Below are 17,902 nucleotides of genomic sequence, written 5' to 3'. Positions count from 1 at the left end.
CGATGGACAACGGACACCTGATCGACATGGCCAACCAGATCGGCGCATTCTTCGAATCGATGCCGGATCGCGACGAAGCGCTGGCCGGCATCGCCGACCATATCCGGCGCTTCTGGGAGCCGCGGATGCGCCGCGCGCTGCTCGCGGCGCTCGACGATCCGTCAAGCGAGGCCGCGCAACGCGCGGCGCCGATCGTGCGCGACGCGATCGCCGTACACCGCGCGTCCCTCGTGCCTGCCGCGGCAAAGGCCTGACCGCCCCGCTACGCGGGCCGCGACATGCCCGCGAACCAGCTTTCGCAGTGGCGCAGCAACGCATTCGCGTCGGTCGCCGTGCGCCCGCGCGCGGCCACGTAACCGTCGGGCCGGAGCAGGTAAAACGACGGCCGCGAGCGGCCGTATTCCTGCGCAAGCCCGGCATCCCCGCCTTCGGCATCGGTGACGCGCCAGACGCGCACCGCGTCCGGCATGATCCGTTCGAGCCCCTGCGCGAGCACCTGCGCATCGGCCGGTATCGGCGGCAACGCGCCGGCGTCGGCATCCGGCGGCTCTTCCAGCAGCAGCAACGTGAAACTCGCGGGATCGTGCAGGTCGTATAGCCGCGCCGTGCCGGGCGCCTGACCGAGCGGCCCGTCGACCACGCGCACGAACGCATCGGGTGCCCGCTCACCTGCGCGCGGCCCGCCGTCTAGCACGCGCTCCAGCGTGAGCGGGCTCTTCCGGTACTGCACGCCGAGCTCGCTGACCGTACGCCGCACGGCGTCGCGCATCGGCCCGAACGACGCCAGCAGCGGCACGACATGATCGCGCAGCAGCTTCATCGCGCCGCGCTCGGCTTCGACGACCTGCGTGACGAAACCGGTCTGCCGCAACACGTCGCGCTCGATCGGATGACGTTCCGCGTGATACGTGTCGAGAAGCCGCTCGGGTGTGCCCGCGCCGAGCACGCGCGTGAGCTTCCAGCCAAGATTGAACGCTTCCTGGATGCCGGTGTTCATGCCCTGCGCGCCGGCCGGACTGTGGACGTGCGCGGCGTCGCCCGCGAAGAACACGCGGCCGTGACGCAGCCGGTCGACCATCCGGCTGTGCAGATGAAAATAGGACGACCACACGAGATCGCTCGGCGAGATCGACACACCGGCACGGGCACGCACGATCGCGTCGCATTCCGCGAGCGACGGGACCGGCGCATCGGACGACGCGTCGCTGCCGGGCGGCCGGTCGGCCACGAGCCGGTAACGGCCGCCGCCCATCGGAAACAGGCCGGCCATGCCTTCGGGCGTCGCGAACAGGTGGATCTCTTCGTCCGGCCAGTCGGGTATCGCCGCGAAATCGGCGAGCAGGAACGTCTGCTCGAACGCCTGCCCGGTGAAGCCCAGGCCGAGCAGATGCCTGACCGTGCTGTGCGCGCCGTCGGCGGCGATCAGGTACGACGGCGCGAACGATTCGTCGCGACCGTCGGCGCGGCGGATCGACACGTCGAGCGACGCGCCGCCCGCATCGCATGCGGTCAGCGTCGCGCCGCGCTCGACCGTCACGCCGAGCCGGGCCAGATGCTCGGCGAGCAGGCGCTCGGTGACCGTCTGGTCGAGAAACAGCAGGTACGGATAGCGCGTGTGCAGCGGATCGAAATCGAGCCGCGCGATCACGCGGCCGTCGGCATGGAGCGCGGCCGCATGCGCACGATGGCCGAGCGCGAGAAACGGTTCGACCGCGCGATGCTGCTCCAGCAGTTCGAGCGTGCGCGCCTGGATGCCGATCGCGCGCGAATGCGGCGCGGGCGCGCTTAGCCGATCGATGATGCGCACCGGCACGCGGGCCCGCGCGAGGCTCATCGCCGCGGCAAGGCCGGTCGGCCCCGCGCCGACGATCAGCACGGGCCGGATATCGGGCAGTGTGTCAGCCATGAGAACCTCGATGACACGCGATCCTGCAAGTCTACGCCGCTCCACGTGACGGGGCCATATGCCGATCGGCCGACGCGCGGCACCGCCGCGCGGTGTGGGAAAATACGCCCTTTCCGTCAGTTTTCGCGTCATGGATACCGCATTCGACCGGGCGTATGCCGCACACCGCGCGGGCCGCCTCGCCGAGGCCGAGCACGGCTATCGCAACGCGCTCGCCTCCAATCCCGCCAACGCCGACGCGCTGCATCTGTTCGGCGTGCTGCGGCACCAGCAGGGCCAGCACGCCGAGGCGGCCGACCTCGTCGGCCGCGCCGTCGCGCTGCGTCCGGACGATGCCGCGCTGCAGCTCAATCTCGGCAACGCGCTGAAGGCGCTCGGCCGGCTCGACGAAGCGGTCGACCGCTTTCGCAACGCGCTGACGCTCGCGCCCGAATTTCCGCTCGCGCACTACAACCTCGGCAACGCGTATGCGGCGCTGCAGCGCCACGACGATGCGATCGATGCATTCGGCCGCGCGCTGCGGCTCACGCCCGACGATGCATCGATCCACAACAATCTCGGCAACGCGCTGAACGCTCTGGGCCGCCACGACGACGCGCTCGCCGCGTTCCACCGCGCGCTCGAGTTGCTGCCGGGGCATGCGGGAGCGCACAACAACCTCGCGATGGCGCTGAACGCGATGGGCCGCGCCGACGACGCGATCGCGCACTTCCAGGCCGCGATCGCCGCGCAGCCGCGCTTCGTCGCCGCGCACTTTAATCTCGGCAACACGTTCGACGCGGTCGGCCGGCATGCCGAGGCCGCCGCCGCGTTCGAAGCCGCGCTCGCGCTGCATCCGCCGTTTCCGCTCGCGCTGTTCGGGCTCGCGAACGCACTGAGCGCGCAGGCGCGCCACCGCGACGCACTGCCCTTCTACGAGCGTGCGGTCGGTCTCGATCCGTCGTTCAGCCTGGCCTGGCTGAACCTCGGCAACGCACATCACGCGCTCGGTGCGCACGAGATGGCGCTGCGCGCGTTCGACCAGGCGCTGCGCGTCGCCCCCGATCTCACGCTGGCAAAGCTGCACCGCGCGGTCACGCTGCTGACGCTCGGCGACTTCACGCGCGGCCTGCCCGCCTATGAAGCGCGCCACGACACGCCGGGCGCGACGCCGCTCGGCACGCTGCCGCGCTGGCAAGGCGAACCGATTGCGTCGCGCACGCTGCTGATCCGCGCGGAACAGGGCTTCGGCGACACGCTGCAGTTCGTCCGCTTCGTGCCGCTCGCGCGCGCGCGCTGCGCGCGCGTCGTGCTCGAAGTCCAGCCGGAACTCGTTACGCTGCTGGCGCCGGCTGCAGCGCGCTGGCGCGTGACCCTCGTCGCACAGGGCACCGCGAAACCGCCTGCCGCCGATGTCGCGTGCACGCTGATGAGCTTGCCGTTCCTGCTCGGGCTTCAGGCGGAGGACATCGTCGCGGGCTCGCGCTACCTCGACGCCCCCGACGGCGCCGGCCGGCGCTTTCGCGGCTCGCTCGGCGGGCAGTCGAAGCGCAAGTTCGGCCTTGCATGGTCGGGGCGACGGCAGGCGCAGGAAAACCGCTCGATGCCGTTCGACGCGCTCGCACCGCTGCTCGCGCTGCCGGATATCGACTGGATCGTGCTGCAACCCGCACTCGACGAGGACGAACGCGCGCGCGTCGACGCGCATCCGCGCGTGCATCGGCTCGACGGCCGGTTGAACGACTTTGCCGACACGGCCGCGCTGATCGGGCGGCTCGACGGCGTCGTCACGATCGATACCGCGGTCGCGCACCTCGCCGGCGCGCTCGGCAAGCCGCTGTGGGTCATGCTGCCGTTCGCGCCCGACTGGCGCTGGTTCACCGGCGACGACTGCCCGTGGTATCCGCAGGCCAGGCTCGCCCGCCAGCCCGCACCGGGGCAATGGCTCGACGTGGCGGCAGCAGTCGCCGGCATGCTGCGCGAAGCCTGAGCGCGGACGAAAAAAAGGGAGCGCCGTTCACCCGGGCTCCCTTTTTCAATGCAACGCGTGCGGCCGGCGCCGCGCGGCATGCGCTTGCCCGTCAGGCCGCCTTGTACTGGTTGCGAGCCTCGGGCGTGCGATACAGCACGAGTGTCGCGATCAGCCCGCAAATCGCGGCAACGCTCAGCCACAGCCCCGGCGCGGCCTTGTTGCCGGTCTGATGAATCAGCAGCGTCGAGATCGCGGGCGTGAAGCCGCCGATCGTCGTCGCCAGGCTGTATGCCAGCGAGAAACCGGCCGTGCGCACGTCGGCCGGCATCACTTCGGTCAGCGCGACGACCATTGCGCCGTTATAAGACGCATACAGGAATGACAGCCACAGCTCGACCGCGAGCAGCCGCAGGAACGACGGATCGCCGACGAGCCACAGCACGGCCGGGTAAGCCGACAGCAGCGTCAGCACGGTGAACGCAATCAGCACCGGGCGGCGACCGATACGGTCGGACAACGCACCGGACAGCGGCAGCCACACGAGATTGGAAATCCCCACGCAGACGGTCACGACGAGCGCGTCGAGCGACGACAGGTGCAGCACTTCCTTGCCGAACGTCGGCGTATAGGCGGTGATCATGTAGAACGACACCGTCGTCATGATCACCATCCCCATGCCCGCCACCACGACGCCCCAGTTGTCGAGCATCGAACGCATGATCTCGCCCATCGTCGGACGATGACGCTTCGCGAGGAACTCGTCGGTCTCCTTCAGCGAACGCCGGATCAGGAACAGGAACGGCACGATCAGGCAGCCGATCAGGAACGGAATGCGCCACCCCCACGCGGTCATCTCCTCGGCCGGCAGCGCGCGGTTGAGCAGCACGCCGACGAGCGCGGCGAACACCACGGCCACCTGCTGGCTGCCCGACTGCCACGACGTATAGAACCCCTTGTGGCCCTTCGTCGCGATCTCCGACAGATAGACCGACACACCGCCGAGTTCGACGCCCGCCGAAAAGCCCTGCAGCAGCCGGCCGAGCAGCACGAGCACCGGCGCGAGCACGCCGATCGTCGCGTAGCCGGGTATCGCGGCCACCGTGAGCGTGCCGAGCGCCATCAGCCCGAGTGTGAGGATCAGCCCCTTGCGCCGGCCGTGGTGGTCGATGTACGCACCGAGCACGATCGCGCCGACCGGCCGCATCAGGAAGCCCGCGCCGAACACCGACAGCGACAGCATCAGCGACGCGAATGCGTTGCCGCTCGGGAAGTAGGTTTTCGCGATGGCCGACGCGTAATAGCCGTAGACCATGAAGTCGTACATTTCCAGGAAGTTGCCGCTGACGACCCGGAACACGGTGCGGAATTTCGATTCCTGCGTGATGGCGTGTGACGCTGTGGACATGTTTTTCTCGCTCAGCTCGGATGGCGCGAATCCGCGCCGCATGGATCCGACGACGCACGCGGCGCCGGGCCGGCGCGCACGGGCATCGCTGCCCGCCGGCGGCGCACCGCGCGACGACGCGCGCACCGGCATGGTTCGCGCATCATGCCACGCCAACCCGACATTTGCCTTGTGCCGCCGCGACCGTCGCCATTGCCGTCGCGGCACGCTTCTCGTACGAATCGTCCCGAATCGGAAGCAAAAATCGGATTGATCTGATCGACCTGCTCTCGCCGCCTGACCACAATGTCACGATTAGCGACGACATTTCCGCGCCGCGGCCGGCACGGTTGCCCGTGTCGCACGGCGTACTGCCCTCATGACCCCATCGCCCCTCGTCCCCGTCGAAGGCGCACTCGCCCGCCCTCGCGTCACGCCGCTCGATATCGTTCCGTCGTTCGGCCGCGAATGGACCTTTCGCGGCGCCCCCGGTGCGCGGCCCGGCAGGCACTGTCTCGCCACGCTGACGACATCCTGCATCGACGTCGACCGGCCGCACAGCGCGTGCCGCTGGCAGCCACGGCCCGTGGCGATACCGACGCCGGTTTCGGCTGGCGCCCCGGTCGTGCCGGCTGCTGTTACCGGCACGCGCATCCGCCGCTCTCACGACCGGCGTGCGAGGTACGCGATCTGCTGGAGCATCGGCGCGCTCGGCATCATCGGCTGGTTGATCGCCGCATATGAACCGCCTGCGGGATTCGGGCCGACATACGCGATTCACGCGGCCGGCAGCTTGCCGGATCACGCTACGTCGTCGTCCGGCGCCGTGCGGGTTGCGACGGTGCAGCCGGATACGTCGACGAGCGCGCCACCGCAGCGCACGATGGCCGCACCTGTCGCGACAACGGCCGAAGCGCCGCAGGTCATGCCCCCCGTCACGCTTCGTCCGGCATCGCTTCGTCCCGACGCAACGACCAACGTGCCGCCCACGGCATCGTCACTCCGTTCGAACGACAAACGCGGCGCGACGACGGCGGCGCCGGCCCGGACCGCGCCCCCGTCTCGGCTGGCCTCGCGCCCACCGGTCCGGAGCAGCACGGCCGCTCCAAGCGCACATGATCAGTTCGCCCCCGCGTCGCCCGCAGTCGCCGCACCACGCGACACGCTCGACGATCCGCTCACGCTGATCGCGACGGCAAGCACGCTGCGCGCTACCCAACCCGCCCACGCAACGCGCACGCCCGCCGCCGGTTTCGACTGGACGGCACAACTGTCCCACCGCCGCCTGACCGATACGCCGGACGCGTTCGCGCGCTGACGGCCGCGCCATGAAAAAACCCGGCGAAGCAAGCTTCGCCGGGTTTTGCCCGTCTCTCTCCGTCCGTCTGACGAATCGTTACTTGTGTACCGGCAGCCCCGTCTCGGTCTGCTTTTCGAGTTGCCGCACCTGCTCCTGCAGATCACGCAACTGCATCTGCGCGGCCCGCTTCTCGACCTGCAGCGCCTGTGCCTGCTCCTGCGCCGAACGCTGCCGTTGCGCGACTTCGGCCTGCTGGCTACGCGCAACGCTCAGGTCGGCCTGCAACTGCTGCGCCCGGTTTGCCTGCAGCGCGATCACGCGCTCGAGAAACGCTTTCTGCGCCTCAAGCTCGGTACGACGGATCTCGATATCGGCGAGTTGTACGGTCTGCTGAACGAAGTTCGCGTACACCATCTCCGCGCGGCTCTTCTCCTGCGACCGGATCACACGCCACAGGTGCTTGTCCTGGAACAGCGCGACGTAGTACGTCATCTCGCGCGGATCGAACATCAGGCTCGCACCGTAGCTGCCGTTGTACGTCGTGCGCATTTCGACGATCCGGCCATCGTGCAGCATCTGCGTCAGCTCGGCGACGTTGCCTTGCGCGGATGCATCCGTCGCCACCGCGGTGGACGCCGCCGCGTCGCCGCGCAGGCTCGTGACCGCCGGGCGCGTACCGGCGGCCGGCGCGGTCGCGTCGGCGGACCAGGCCGTGCCCGCTTGCATGCAGGCAGCCAGCGCAACGATCCACGTTGCGCATCGTGCAGGGGAAAAATTTCGGAAAACCAACGTCGAACTCCGGCGAACGAATCGGAACTCGCGATTATCGTTCAAAACGAAACGGCCGCATCTCGAATTTATCGGGATGCGGCCGGCCTTCGTACGACGCGAAAAAAGTAGCTGGCTACAGGCGGGTTTCGCGCGCCGCGCGCAGGAATGCATCGAGCAGCGGCGTGCAGTCGAGCAGCTCCGAGCCGCCGGCGCGATGGAACTCGGGGTGCCACTGCACGCCGACGACGAACGGCGAACGCCTGTGACGGATGCCTTCGATGATCCCGTCGCCCGCCGACACGGCCTCGATGTTCAGATCGCGGCCGAGATCGCGGATCGCCTGATGGTGAATCGAGTTGACGATCGCCTCGCTGCGCCCGGGAAACATGCTCGCGAGCGTCGACGAATCGGGAAAGCGGATCGCGTGTCGATGCTGGTCGTAATGCTCGCTCACGTGAGCATTCGCGGTCGGCACGTCGGTGGCGATGTCCTGGTACAGCGAGCCGCCGAACGCGACGTTGATCAGCTGGCAGCCGCGGCACACGCCGAGGACGGGTTTGCCGGATTCGACGAACTCGTGCAGCAGCTCGAGTTCGTACATGTCGCGCACGCGATCGCCCGGCCATTCGGGGCGGGCGTCGGACGCGGCGTAGGTTTGCGGCGATACGTCGGCGCCGCCCTGCAGCAGCAGCCCGTCGAGATGCTTCGCGTAGTCGCGCAGGCGGATGTTGCTCGGGTGAATCATGCCCTGGTGTCCGACGGTCGGAATCATGAACACGAGCACGTCGCGCGACATCACCCAGTGCGCGATCGATTCCTCGAGATACTGCAGCGTCTTGCCCCGCAGCCCCTTCGCACCCGGTTCCGGATGGAAGATCCGCGCCGACACGCCGATGCGCAGCGTGCGCTGCGTGATGCGCTGGCCGGCGCGGTCGAACAACCGGCGCGCGCGCGCGGCCACGATCCGGCCAAACACCGACCACGGCGTGTCGCTCTGTTTCAGGTAGGCCGGCGGCGCATTCTGCGCGCTCGCCGGCGGCGGGCGCGGTGTGTCGAAGTCGGGCTGCGCGCCGAACCCCGGCGGCGGCGCGCCATGCTTCGGCGGCGCGGCAGCAGCGCCATCGACGGCGGCGCCCGTTGCACCGGGCGCGCCCGGCTCGGACGCCGCCGTGACCGGCGACGCGCCGTCCGCGGCGACGTTCTGCGCGGCGGCGGCCTGGGCTGCCGGCGCATCGGGCGCTTTCGCCGGATCGGTACGGGGGGAATCGGAAGAAACGGAGGAGGTGCCGGGCAGACCGGCCGGGGAAGGCGTGTTTTCGCTCATGACGATGGTCTGGTACGTCGCTCACGCGTATGGATAAACGAGGATTCATTATGCTTCAGCGCACGATCGCGCGGCAAACCTGCAACATCCTGTCGATATTGTTGCAAGTCGGCGGCAAACTGCGCCGGCAAGCGCCCCGTCCCTCGCACCGGCAAGCCGGTGCACCGCCGCCGGTACTGGACACCAGTGATATATCACAATAATATCCAGGCATCGTCCACGCTTCCCGATCGCCCGCGCCATGATCGCGCCCCGGCCGGCCGCCGCGCCGCACCCCGCATGAATGCCCTGACCGACGTCACCCGCGACCGCCCCGCCGCACCGGTGGCCAGCCTCGCCGACCGCGCGTACGCACTGATCCAGCGCGACATCATCACGATGCGCCTGAAGCCCGGCGCCGCACTCAACGAAGCCGACCTCGTCGCCCGCACCGGGATCGGCCGCACGCCGGTGCACCAGGCCGTGCATCGGCTCGTGCTCGAAGGACTGCTGTCCGTGATGCCGCGCAAGGGATTGATGGTGCAGCCGCTGTCGCTCGACGACATCGTCGCGGTGATCGACGTGCGGCGCATCAACGAAGCGCACTGTGCGGAACTCGCCGCGCGCCATGCGACGCCCGACGATCTGGCGCGCCTGGCCGCGCTGCTCGACGAAGGACAGGCGTGCGTCGACACGCACGACGTCGAGGGCATGATGGAACTCGACCGCGCGTTCCACCAGGCGATCGCCGCGGCCGCGCGCAATGCGGTTCTCGCCGACATCCTGCGCGCGCTGCACGAACGGTCGCTGCGCTTCTGGTTCGTCACGCTGTCCGAACCCCACCATCTCGCCGATGTCCAGCACGAACATCGCGAACTGTTCGACCGGCTGTCCGCGCGCGATGCCGCCGGCGCACGCGCGGCCGTCGAAAACCATATCGACTCGTTCCGCTCCACGCTTCTTCAACATCTTCGCCCCTGAGCCGCCATGACCACTTTCACGCCCTTTCCCCCGCTCGCCCAGCTCGCCGCCGACCTCGCCGCCGGCCGGACCACGAGCCGCGCGCTCGTCGACACCGCGCTCGACCGGATCGCCGATCCGTCGGGCCAGGGTGCGGTCGTCTTCACTGAAGTCGATGCCGACAACGCGCGTGCGGCCGCCGACGCGCACGACCGGCTGCGCGCCGCGGGCACCGTGCTGTCGCCGCTCGCGGGCATTCCCGTGTCGGTCAAGGACCTGTTCGACGTCGCGGGCCAGGTGACGCGCGCGGGTTCGCGCGTGCTCGACGGCGCGCCGGCCGCGCGCACCGATGCGGTCGCCGTCGCTCGGCTCAAGCGGGCGGGCGCGGTGCTGGTCGGCCGCACCAACATGAGCGAGTTCGCGTTCTCGGGGCTCGGGCTGAATCCGCACTTTGGCCACCCGCGCTCGCCGTACCACCGAGACGTACCGGGCGACGCACGGATTTCCGGCGGCTCGTCGTCCGGCGCGGCCGCGTCCGTCGCCGACGGGATGGCCGCCGTCGCGCTCGGCACCGACACGGGCGGCTCGATCCGCATTCCGGCCGCACTGTGCGGGCTGACGGGATTCAAGCCGACCGCGAGCCGGATCCCGACACAAGGCGGCGTACCGCTGTCGACGACGCTCGACTCGTTCGGCCCGATCGGCCTGACGGTCGCCTGCTGCGCGCTCGTCGACCGGATGCTCGCGGGACTCGAACCGCATGTGCCGGCCGCCCGGCCGCTCGAGGGCGTACGGCTAGGCGTGCTGACGAACTATGTGACGGACGGTGTCGATGCCGACGTCGCGGCCGCGCTCGACGCCGCGCTCAAGCACCTCGAAGCCGCCGGCGCGATCGTCACGGAAGTGCGCTTCCCGGCACTCGACCGGCTGCCGGAAGTCAACCGCTTCGGCTTCTCGCCGATCGAGGCCTACGCATGGCATCGCCCGCTGCTCGCGCGGCACCGCGACCAGTACGATCCGCGCGTGCTCACGCGCATCCTGAAGGGCGAACCCGCGAGCGCGGCCGACTATCTCGACCTGCTCGCCGCGCGCACGGCGATGCTCGACGAAGCCGCGCACACGGTCTGGGCGCGCTTCGATGCGCTCGTCGCGCCGACGGTGCCGGTCGTGCCGCCGCGCATCGCCGACCTCGAAACGGACGACGCCGCGTTCACGCGCACCAACGCGCTGATCCTGCGCAACCCGAGCGCGTTCAACTTCCTCGACGCGTGCGCGCTGTCGCTGCCCTGCCATCCGCGCGACGCGGCGCCGGTCGGCCTGATGCTCGCGGCCGCACCGCATCGCGACGACGCGCTGCTCGCGATCGGCCAGGCCGTCGAGGCCGTGCTCAATACGATCCGCTGAACGCAGCCAGCCGAGCGCCGGCGGACAGGACGCGCGGTGCGGCAGGTTGCCGCACGCGCGCTGTCAGTTTCGTGCCAGACCGTTCGCGCTAAAATCGCGCGATTGTTTTCCGGACCGACCCCACGAGGAACCCCGCCGACATGAACGACTACACGCTCGCAATCCGCCGCGAACGCCGCCTGCTGATGCTGCTCGGCTGGGTGTGCATCGCCCTGCTGGCCGGTGCGCTCTACCTGCAGTACGTGAAGAACGAAGATCCCTGCCCGCTGTGCATCATCCAGCGCTACTTCTTCTGTGCGATCGGGATCTTCGCGTTCCTGGCCGCCGGGATCCGCAACTGGCGCGTCATCTGGGTGCTCGAGCTGCTGATCGCGATCGCCGCCGCCGGCGGCGTCGGCACGGCCGCCCGGCATCTGTCGATCCAGATGAATCCGGGCTTCAGCTGCGGCTTCGACACGCTGCAGCCGATCGTCGACAGCCTGCCGCCCGCGCAGTGGTTCCCCGGCATGTTCAAGGTCGCCGGGCTGTGCGAGACCGTCTACCCGCCGATCCTCGGCATCCTGCTGCCCGGCTGGGCGCTGATCGGCTTCGCCGCGATCCTGGTTGCCGTCGTCGCGAGCCTCTGGCGCCATCGCCGCAAGCTCGCGGCCTGACCGGCCGGTTTCGCACCGGCCCGCGCGCGGCCCGCTCACCCGGGCCGCACGCCGCCGGCCGGCAAGCCCGGCACCGGAGCACCCGCCGAACCGGCCCGGCCGGTCGCCCCTGACCGGCCGTACCTGGGCGGCCCCGCGTAAACACCTACTTCGCCGCCGCCCGGATAGCCGGGCGAACGCGCATCGCGCGACTTCCGCGCCCAGCCCCGCCACGCCTGCGTTTTGGCCCGATGCGCACGCATCGGCGCCCGGATCCCGAGCGGCGGGCCTATGATCGACATGATCGCCTCCTGATAGCCCGGATCAGCGCCCCGCGATGTTCCCGTCGCCGTGCGGTGCTATCTTCGGGACTGGATGGCGATCTACGTGCGCGAGGCCAGGCGGTCTCACCACCCCTGCGTAACGCGCGCCCGATCCGCAATGTCGACTGGATTCATCATGACAACGCAAACCATCCGCATCCGTCATCCTCATGGCGTCCGCGCATCCGGCGGTGCCGTCCGCGCGCACCGTCCCCGCGCCGCCGCACCGCATTCGCCGTGCGGCCGGCCCGCCCCGCTCCCGTCCGTCATCGTTGCCGCCACGCTCGCCAGCCCGCGCCGCGTGCCGTGCCGCGTCGTTTCGCACGGGGTGTGCTGATGGAAGCCTGGCTCGGCGATCTGCAGCAACTGCTCGCGCACGGCGAAGCGGCCGTGCTCGTGACGGTCGCGCACACCGACGGTTCCGCGCCGCGCGAAGCCGGCACCAAGATGCTCGTCACGCGCGACACGGCCCGCCATACGATCGGCGGCGGTCATCTGGAATGGAAGGCGATCGAGATCGCGCGGCATCTGCTGAAGGACGGCGCGCACGTGCCGCACGCGCGCCGGCTCGAACGGCTCGCGCTCGGCCCGAGCCTCGGCCAGTGCTGCGGCGGCGCCGTGGTGCTCGCGTTCGAGCGGCTCGACGTCGGCGATCTCGGCTGGATCATGTCGCTCGCGAAGCGTGTCGCGGCCGGCGCCGCGACCGTGCGTAGCGTATCATTCGGCCCCTCGCCGGGCGCGCCGCTGTTGAGCGAGCCCGAATCGGAAGCCGCGCGTGCCGACTGCCTGCTGTGGGAAACCGGCGGCGTGTCGCTGATGACCGAAACGATCGCGCCGTATGCGTTCCCCGTCGTGCTGTTCGGCGCCGGGCACATCGGCACCGCGCTCGTGAAGGTACTGGCGACGCTGCCGTGCCACGTGCGCTGGATCGACGGGCCCGACGCGGTGTTCCCGCCGGCCGACGCGCTCGCCGGCATCGGCAACCTCGCGATCGAGGCGGCCGCTGCCCCGGCCGACGCCGTCGACACGGCGCCGCCGCAGTCCTACTTCGTCGTGATGACGCACGACCACGCACTCGATTTCGTGCTGGCCGAGCGCATCCTGCGACGCGGCGACTATGCATACTTCGGGATGACCGGCTCGCACGCCAAACGCGTGCAGTTCGATCATCGCCTCGCGGCGATCGGCATCGACCCGGCCCAGGTCGCGCGGATGCGCTGCCCGATCGGTGTCGAAGGCATCATCGACAAGGCACCCGAAGTGATCGCGATCTCGGTGGCTGCGCAATTGCTGCAGGCCGTCGAAGCGAACGCGGCCGCGCAGGCTTCCCCTACCTACTGACCGACCAAGAACGACGCCATGACCCCGACATTCAAGGACAAGATTGCCCGCGCGCCGAAAGCGGAGCTGCACATCCACATCGAAGGCTCGCTCGAGCCCGAGCTGATCTTCGCGCTCGCGCAGCGCAACGGCGTGAAACTCGCATACGACTCGATCGACGCGTTGCGCGCCGCCTACGCGTTCACCGACCTGCAGTCGTTCCTCGACATCTATTACGCCGGTGCGAGCGTGCTGCTGACCGAGCAGGATTTCTACGACATGACGGCCGCGTACTGCGAACGCGCGCTCGCTGACAACGTCGTCCACACCGAACTGTTCTTCGATCCGCAAACGCACACCGAACGCGGCGTGCCGATCGAGACGGTAGTCGCGGGCATCGAGCGCGCACTCGCCGATTACGAGCAGCGCGGGCTGTCGAGCAAGCTGATTCTGTGCTTCCTGCGCCACCTGTCCGAAGAGGACGCGCTCGCGACGTTCGAATCCGCGCTGCCGCTGTTCGAGCGCTATCGTCATCGCCTGATCGGCGTGGGCCTCGATTCGTCCGAACTCGGCCATCCGCCGACGAAGTTCGCGCGCGTGTTCGACAAGGCACGCGCGCTCGGACTGAAGCTCGTCGCCCATGCCGGCGAGGAAGGGCCGCCCGCATACATCTACGAGGCGCTCGACGTGCTGAAGGTCGACCGGATCGACCACGGCGTGCGCAGCATCGAGGACGCGGCCCTGGTCGAGCGTCTCGCCAGGACGCGCACGGCACTGACCGTCTGCCCGCTGTCGAACCTCAAGCTGTGCGTGTTCGACGACATGGCGAAACACACGCTGAAGGCGCTGCTCGATCGCGGCGTCGCGGTGACGATCAACTCCGACGATCCGGCCTATTTCGGCGGCTACGTCAATGAAAACTACTTCGCGACGGCCGAAGGGCTGCAACTCACGGATGCCGAAGTCCATGCGGTGATCCGCAACGGCTTCGAGGCATCGTTCATCGAACCGGCGCAGCGCGACGCACTGTACGCGCGCCTCGACGCGTACTGGCAGGCCGCCTGACGGCCCGCATCGAGGAACGCCAGACAGATGAAACACGGCAACGGCATCCGCTTCGCAACCACCGGCCCGGCGTCGCGCCGGAACGGTCGCGTGCGTGCCCGGGCAGCGCGCGCGCCATTCGTCGCCCGCCCGTGCTTGCCGTCGCGGTTTGCCGCTGCGGTCGCCGCTGCGTTCGCCGCCGCACCGGTCGCGAACGCAGCGGCTGCGAGGCCCGCCGGCAACCACTCGCCGGCGGCTTCGGCCGCCACGTTCGCCCGCGCAACCGCCTCCGGTCGTGCCGCATACAGCGTGCCGCTACCGCTCGCGAAGCGCCGTCCCGCCGCCCTCCGGCGTCGATCGCTTTCTTCTGTTCGCCTTACCTTGATGCAGGACCATTCGTCATGACGCAAACCGCTTTCCGTTCCCAGCTGCTGACTTTCAACGGCGACCCGGCGCAATCGAGCCAGGCCGCGAACTACGAGACCGACGGCCTCCTGATCGTCGACGACGGCAAAGTCGTCGCGGCCGGCCCGTACGCGCAGCTCGCCGCGACGCTCGCGCGCGACGCGATCGTCCATGACCTGCGCGACAAGCTGATCGTGCCCGGCTTCATCGACACGCACATCCACTATCCGCAGACGGACATGATCGCGTCGCCGGCACCGGGCCTGCTGCCGTGGCTGGACAAGTACACGTTCCCGACCGAGCGCCAGTTCGGCGATCCCGAGCATGCGCGCGAGGTGGCCGACTTCTTCGTCGACGAACTGCTCGCCTGCGGCACGACGAGCGCGCTCGTCTACTGCACGGTGCACAAGCAGTCGGCCGACGCGCTGTTCGCGGCGAGCGACGCACGCGACCTGCGGATGATCGCGGGCAAGGTGCTGATGGATCGCAACTGCCCCGAATTCCTGCGCGATACCGCGCAATCCGGTTACGACGACAGTGCCGAGCTGATCGGCCGCTGGCACGGCAAGGGCCGCCAGATGTACGCGCTCACGCCGCGTTTCGCGCCGACGTCGACCGAAGCGCAGCTCGAGGCGTGCGGCGAACTCGCGCGCCGCCATCCGGACGTGTTCGTACAGAGCCACGTCGCGGAGAACGTCGACGAGGTGAAATGGGTGGCCGAGCTGTTCCCCGGCCATCGCAGCTATCTCGACATCTACGACCGCTACGGGCTGCTGCGCCCGCGCGCGGTGTACGGCCACTGCATCCACCTCGACGACGAGGACCGCCGCCGGATGGCCGAGACGCGCACCGTCGTCGCGCACTGCCCGACGTCGAACTTCTTCCTCGGCAGCGGGCTGTTCGATTTCGACAAGGCCGGTGAATACGACGTGCCCGTCACGCTCGCGACCGACGTCGGCGGCGGCACCTCGTTCTCGATGCTGCAGACGATGAACGAAGCGCACAAGGTCGCGCGGCTGTCGGGCCACCACCTGACCGCGACCCGGATGTTCTGGCTCGCGACGGCCGGCGCCGCGCAGGCGCTCGACCTCGCCGACACGGTCGGCACGCTCAAGCCGAGCACCGAGGCCGACTTCGTCGTGCTCGATCCGCAGGCCACGCCGCTGCTCGCGCGCCGCACGAAGCGCGCGGATTCGCTCGAGGAACTGCTGTTCGCGTTCGCGCTGCTCGGCGACGACCGCGCGGTGTACCGCACCTATGCGGCCGGCGAACTCGTCCACGAGCGCGGGGCGGCGCGCCGCCCCGCCGCGTAACGGCGTTCCGGGGGGGCCCGGCAGGCGCGGGCGTTCGCCGCCGCGTCTGCCTGCCCGTCTGCCCGTCTGCCCGTCTGCCCGTCTGCCGTACAGCCGGCGCTTGCCGAGCGCCAGGCACCGCGCCGCTCGACCGCTTTCCCGCACGCGACACGCCGTGCTAGAATTCGCCGCTCATTGGGGAGTAGCCGCTCCGCTCGATGTCCCGCGCCCCCGGCGCGCATCGTGACGGAGGCGTCCGTCAACAGACTTGGCCTTGCGGCCATGGCGGGCGCAGCCACCTAGGCCTGGCGAGACCGATGGTTCACAGTGCGCCGCATCAGGGCCCGGCGCGCCGTGGATCGTCGCTCGCACGCACAACACCGGCCCGTGGAACCCCATACGTGTCCCAAGCCTTCCTGATCTCCACCGGCGCCGTCGCCCTCGCTGAAATCGGCGACAAGACCCAATTGCTTTCCCTCGTCCTGGCCGCACGCTATCGCAAGCCGGTGCCGATCATTCTCGGCGTGCTCGTCGCGACGCTCGTGAACCACGGTTTCGCCGGCGCGCTCGGCGAATGGCTTGGCGCATTGGTCACGCCGTCGATCATGCGCTGGGCGCTCGCGTTCTCGTTCATCGCGATGGGGTTGTGGATCCTCGTGCCGGACAAGCTCGACGCCGACGAGGCCAATGCCAACCGTTCGCGGCTCGGCGTGTTCGGCGCGACCCTCGTCGCGTTCTTCCTCGCGGAAATGGGCGACAAGACGCAGATCGCGACCGTCGCGCTGGCCGCGCGCTTCCAGGACTACATCGGTGTCGTGGCCGGCACGACGTTCGGGATGATGCTCGCGAACGTGCCCGCGATCCTGCTCGGCGACCGTTTCGCGCACCGCCTCCCGACCAAGCTGGTGCACGGCATCGCGGCCGTGCTGTTCGTCGTGCTCGGTGCGCTGGCGCTGCTGGGCGTCGGGGTCTGACGGGGAAGAAAATGGCAGGCGCGGCCGGACGGCCGCGCCTAGGCTGATGCCGCGTTACTTGGCGGCGGCTGCGCCCGAAGCGGGCGCCGCCGGCACCGCGCGCTCGTTGGCGGCCGGTGCCGCCGGGCCGCCGCGCTTGTCGACCGGCAGCCGGACCGAGCGGACCGCGCCGTTCGACAGCGGGAAATCGGCGAGCGCGCTGCGTGCGAGGAACGGCATCGCATACAGCAGCGTGCCGTTGTCGCCGGTCGTGCGCGCGGACACGTTGTAGACCTCCTTGCCCGTCGCGCGCTCGGTGATGCGGATGCCGAGCGTGTAGTCGAACACCTGATACGTCTGCGCGACATAACCGGCCGGCATCGGCCCCCAGGGCCCCCACGGGCCCCACGGCCCGCGCCGCCAGTACGGCCCCGGCCCGACGAACCACGGATCGTAATAGACGGGCTGCGGCACGGTCACGAGATCGCTGCCGACCGCATAGGTCAGCCCGACGAGATACCGTGCCTGCGCCTGCGGCACCTGCCGGAACGCATAGGTGGACAGCTCGTTCGCGACGATCGGCTCGTAAGTCGACTGCTCGATGCTGTTCTTCTGCGCGTCAGTACGGGTGAACGCATAGGTGCGTGTCGCGTCGCTGCCGCTCCAGTCGGAGAAGGCCGTGACCTGGGTCGTCACGTAGCTGGTGCAGCCGGTCAGCAGCGCCACGCACAGCACCGCCGCCCAGCCCGCACCGCGTTGAATCCATTCGCGTTTCATGTTGATCCTCGTCGATCCGTCACCCGTTCGTCGCACCGCGCGAACCGTAACGGGATGCCGATAATACGCGGACTCCCGGAACCGGTAAAAAGTTCGCCCGGCACGCAGCCGCAAGCCTTTGTACAATGGCCCGGTTCGCCCGGCCCGCGTGACGGGCCCGCCCCCCACTCCACCGAT

General features: G+C 69.5%; 16 protein-coding genes and 1 riboswitch. Of the genes, 11 read left to right on the top strand and 5 right to left on the bottom strand.

Going from position 1 to position 17,902, the window contains the following annotated elements; translation table 11 throughout:
• Window positions 1–2: 2 nt before the first annotated feature.
• A complete protein-coding gene (locus AB3K92_RS27355) occupies window positions 3–254 on the top strand; it encodes a formate dehydrogenase subunit delta (RefSeq protein WP_021157475.1) in 252 nt (83 codons plus the stop codon).
• Between the two features lie 8 nt (window positions 255–262).
• Here the strand turns inward: AB3K92_RS27355 and AB3K92_RS27350 are convergent, their stop codons facing one another.
• Complete coding sequence (locus tag AB3K92_RS27350) at window positions 263–1,906, bottom strand: FAD-dependent monooxygenase (RefSeq protein ID WP_219706751.1); 1,644 nt, start codon at window positions 1,904–1,906, stop codon at window positions 263–265.
• A gap of 58 nt (window positions 1,907–1,964) precedes the next feature.
• On the opposite strand from AB3K92_RS27350, the gene AB3K92_RS27345 reads away from it, so the two are divergent.
• Window positions 1,965–3,875, top strand: coding sequence for a tetratricopeptide repeat protein (locus AB3K92_RS27345; protein ID WP_369466199.1), 1,911 nt, complete (start codon window positions 1,965–1,967; stop codon window positions 3,873–3,875).
• A gap of 91 nt (window positions 3,876–3,966) precedes the next feature.
• On the opposite strand, the gene AB3K92_RS27340 is transcribed toward AB3K92_RS27345, so the two are convergent.
• The gene (locus tag AB3K92_RS27340; RefSeq protein ID WP_042973445.1) at window positions 3,967–5,262 is read right to left on the bottom strand and encodes an MFS transporter; all 1,296 of its coding nucleotides are present in this window, start codon (window positions 5,260–5,262) and stop codon (window positions 3,967–3,969) included.
• 358 nt (window positions 5,263–5,620) lie between these two features.
• Between AB3K92_RS27340 and AB3K92_RS27335 the strand changes: the two genes are divergently transcribed.
• Window positions 5,621–6,559 (top strand): hypothetical protein, encoded by a 939-nt coding sequence (locus tag AB3K92_RS27335; protein ID WP_219706752.1) that lies wholly within the window; start codon window positions 5,621–5,623, stop codon window positions 6,557–6,559.
• 78 nt (window positions 6,560–6,637) lie between these two features.
• On the opposite strand, the gene AB3K92_RS27330 is transcribed toward AB3K92_RS27335, so the two are convergent.
• Together AB3K92_RS27330 and AB3K92_RS27325 are read right to left on the bottom strand one after the other, a co-directional pair.
• Window positions 6,638–7,330 carry a DUF2968 domain-containing protein gene (locus tag AB3K92_RS27330; protein ID WP_060229371.1) on the bottom strand — a complete coding sequence of 231 codons (693 nt, stop codon included), beginning with the start codon at window positions 7,328–7,330 and terminating at the stop codon, window positions 6,638–6,640.
• A 115-nt stretch (window positions 7,331–7,445) separates the two neighbouring features.
• Window positions 7,446–8,636 carry a gamma-glutamyl-gamma-aminobutyrate hydrolase family protein gene (locus AB3K92_RS27325; protein ID WP_021157482.1) on the bottom strand — a complete coding sequence of 397 codons (1,191 nt, stop codon included), beginning with the start codon at window positions 8,634–8,636 and terminating at the stop codon, window positions 7,446–7,448.
• 279 nt (window positions 8,637–8,915) lie between these two features.
• On the opposite strand from AB3K92_RS27325, the gene AB3K92_RS27320 reads away from it, so the two are divergent.
• The 8 genes from AB3K92_RS27320 to AB3K92_RS27285 all read left to right on the top strand — a co-directional run bounded on the left by AB3K92_RS27320 (window position 8,916) and on the right by AB3K92_RS27285 (window position 16,969).
• Window positions 8,916–9,596 (top strand): GntR family transcriptional regulator, encoded by a 681-nt coding sequence (locus AB3K92_RS27320; RefSeq protein ID WP_048024337.1) that lies wholly within the window; start codon window positions 8,916–8,918, stop codon window positions 9,594–9,596.
• A 6-nt stretch (window positions 9,597–9,602) separates the two neighbouring features.
• A complete protein-coding gene (locus tag AB3K92_RS27315) occupies window positions 9,603–10,979 on the top strand; it encodes an amidase (RefSeq protein WP_060221097.1) in 1,377 nt (458 codons plus the stop codon).
• A 140-nt stretch (window positions 10,980–11,119) separates the two neighbouring features.
• Window positions 11,120–11,632 carry a disulfide bond formation protein B gene (locus tag AB3K92_RS27310; RefSeq protein ID WP_021164287.1) on the top strand — a complete coding sequence of 171 codons (513 nt, stop codon included), beginning with the start codon at window positions 11,120–11,122 and terminating at the stop codon, window positions 11,630–11,632.
• 638 nt (window positions 11,633–12,270) lie between these two features.
• A complete protein-coding gene (xdhC, locus tag AB3K92_RS27305) occupies window positions 12,271–13,275 on the top strand; it encodes a xanthine dehydrogenase accessory protein XdhC (RefSeq protein ID WP_048024332.1) in 1,005 nt (334 codons plus the stop codon).
• 18 nt (window positions 13,276–13,293) lie between these two features.
• Complete coding sequence (locus AB3K92_RS27300; protein ID WP_021163946.1) at window positions 13,294–14,319, top strand: adenosine deaminase; 1,026 nt, start codon at window positions 13,294–13,296, stop codon at window positions 14,317–14,319.
• A 27-nt stretch (window positions 14,320–14,346) separates the two neighbouring features.
• Window positions 14,347–14,703, top strand: a complete 357-nt coding sequence (locus tag AB3K92_RS27295) for a hypothetical protein (protein WP_081052653.1) — start codon at window positions 14,347–14,349, stop codon at window positions 14,701–14,703.
• Window positions 14,700–16,016, top strand: coding sequence for a guanine deaminase (gene guaD / locus AB3K92_RS27290; protein ID WP_059485243.1), 1,317 nt, complete (start codon window positions 14,700–14,702; stop codon window positions 16,014–16,016). The genes AB3K92_RS27295 and guaD overlap by 4 nt, the downstream gene beginning before the upstream one ends.
• A gap of 164 nt (window positions 16,017–16,180) precedes the next feature.
• Window positions 16,181–16,318: riboswitch (yybP-ykoY riboswitch) on the top strand.
• Between the two features lie 78 nt (window positions 16,319–16,396).
• Complete coding sequence (locus AB3K92_RS27285; protein ID WP_021163944.1) at window positions 16,397–16,969, top strand: TMEM165/GDT1 family protein; 573 nt, start codon at window positions 16,397–16,399, stop codon at window positions 16,967–16,969.
• A 54-nt stretch (window positions 16,970–17,023) separates the two neighbouring features.
• Here AB3K92_RS27285 and AB3K92_RS27280 read toward each other — a convergent pair whose 3' ends face one another.
• A complete protein-coding gene (locus tag AB3K92_RS27280; RefSeq protein WP_048024326.1) occupies window positions 17,024–17,725 on the bottom strand; it encodes a DUF4136 domain-containing protein in 702 nt (233 codons plus the stop codon).
• Window positions 17,726–17,902: the final 177 nt, after the last annotated feature.

It is taken from the genome of Burkholderia sp. Bmkn7, assembly GCF_041103175.1.
GTDB classification, from domain to species: Bacteria; Pseudomonadota; Gammaproteobacteria; order Burkholderiales; family Burkholderiaceae; genus Burkholderia; species Burkholderia cepacia.
This window is presented reverse-complemented; position numbering and strand designations above follow the sequence as displayed.

What these genes read in the sequence shown, in the direction of transcription:
- AB3K92_RS27350 (WP_219706751.1), bottom strand. Translation starts at nt 1,906, where the DNA reads ATGGCTGACACACTGCCCGATATCCGGCCCGTGCTGATCGTCGGCGCG.
- AB3K92_RS27315 (WP_060221097.1), top strand. Translation starts at nt 9,603, where the DNA reads ATGACCACTTTCACGCCCTTTCCCCCGCTCGCCCAGCTCGCCGCCGAC.
- AB3K92_RS27295 (WP_081052653.1), top strand. Translation starts at nt 14,347, where the DNA reads ATGAAACACGGCAACGGCATCCGCTTCGCAACCACCGGCCCGGCGTCG.
- AB3K92_RS27340 (WP_042973445.1), bottom strand. Translation starts at nt 5,262, where the DNA reads ATGTCCACAGCGTCACACGCCATCACGCAGGAATCGAAATTCCGCACC.
- AB3K92_RS27320 (WP_048024337.1), top strand. Translation starts at nt 8,916, where the DNA reads ATGAATGCCCTGACCGACGTCACCCGCGACCGCCCCGCCGCACCGGTG.
- AB3K92_RS27280 (WP_048024326.1), bottom strand. Translation starts at nt 17,725, where the DNA reads ATGAAACGCGAATGGATTCAACGCGGTGCGGGCTGGGCGGCGGTGCTG.
- xdhC (WP_048024332.1), top strand. Translation starts at nt 12,271, where the DNA reads ATGGAAGCCTGGCTCGGCGATCTGCAGCAACTGCTCGCGCACGGCGAA.
- AB3K92_RS27300 (WP_021163946.1), top strand. Translation starts at nt 13,294, where the DNA reads ATGACCCCGACATTCAAGGACAAGATTGCCCGCGCGCCGAAAGCGGAG.
- AB3K92_RS27335 (WP_219706752.1), top strand. Translation starts at nt 5,621, where the DNA reads ATGACCCCATCGCCCCTCGTCCCCGTCGAAGGCGCACTCGCCCGCCCT.
- guaD (WP_059485243.1), top strand. Translation starts at nt 14,700, where the DNA reads ATGACGCAAACCGCTTTCCGTTCCCAGCTGCTGACTTTCAACGGCGAC.
- AB3K92_RS27345 (WP_369466199.1), top strand. Translation starts at nt 1,965, where the DNA reads ATGCCGATCGGCCGACGCGCGGCACCGCCGCGCGGTGTGGGAAAATAC.
- AB3K92_RS27310 (WP_021164287.1), top strand. Translation starts at nt 11,120, where the DNA reads ATGAACGACTACACGCTCGCAATCCGCCGCGAACGCCGCCTGCTGATG.
- AB3K92_RS27325 (WP_021157482.1), bottom strand. Translation starts at nt 8,636, where the DNA reads ATGAGCGAAAACACGCCTTCCCCGGCCGGTCTGCCCGGCACCTCCTCC.
- AB3K92_RS27355 (WP_021157475.1), top strand. Translation starts at nt 3, where the DNA reads ATGGACAACGGACACCTGATCGACATGGCCAACCAGATCGGCGCATTC.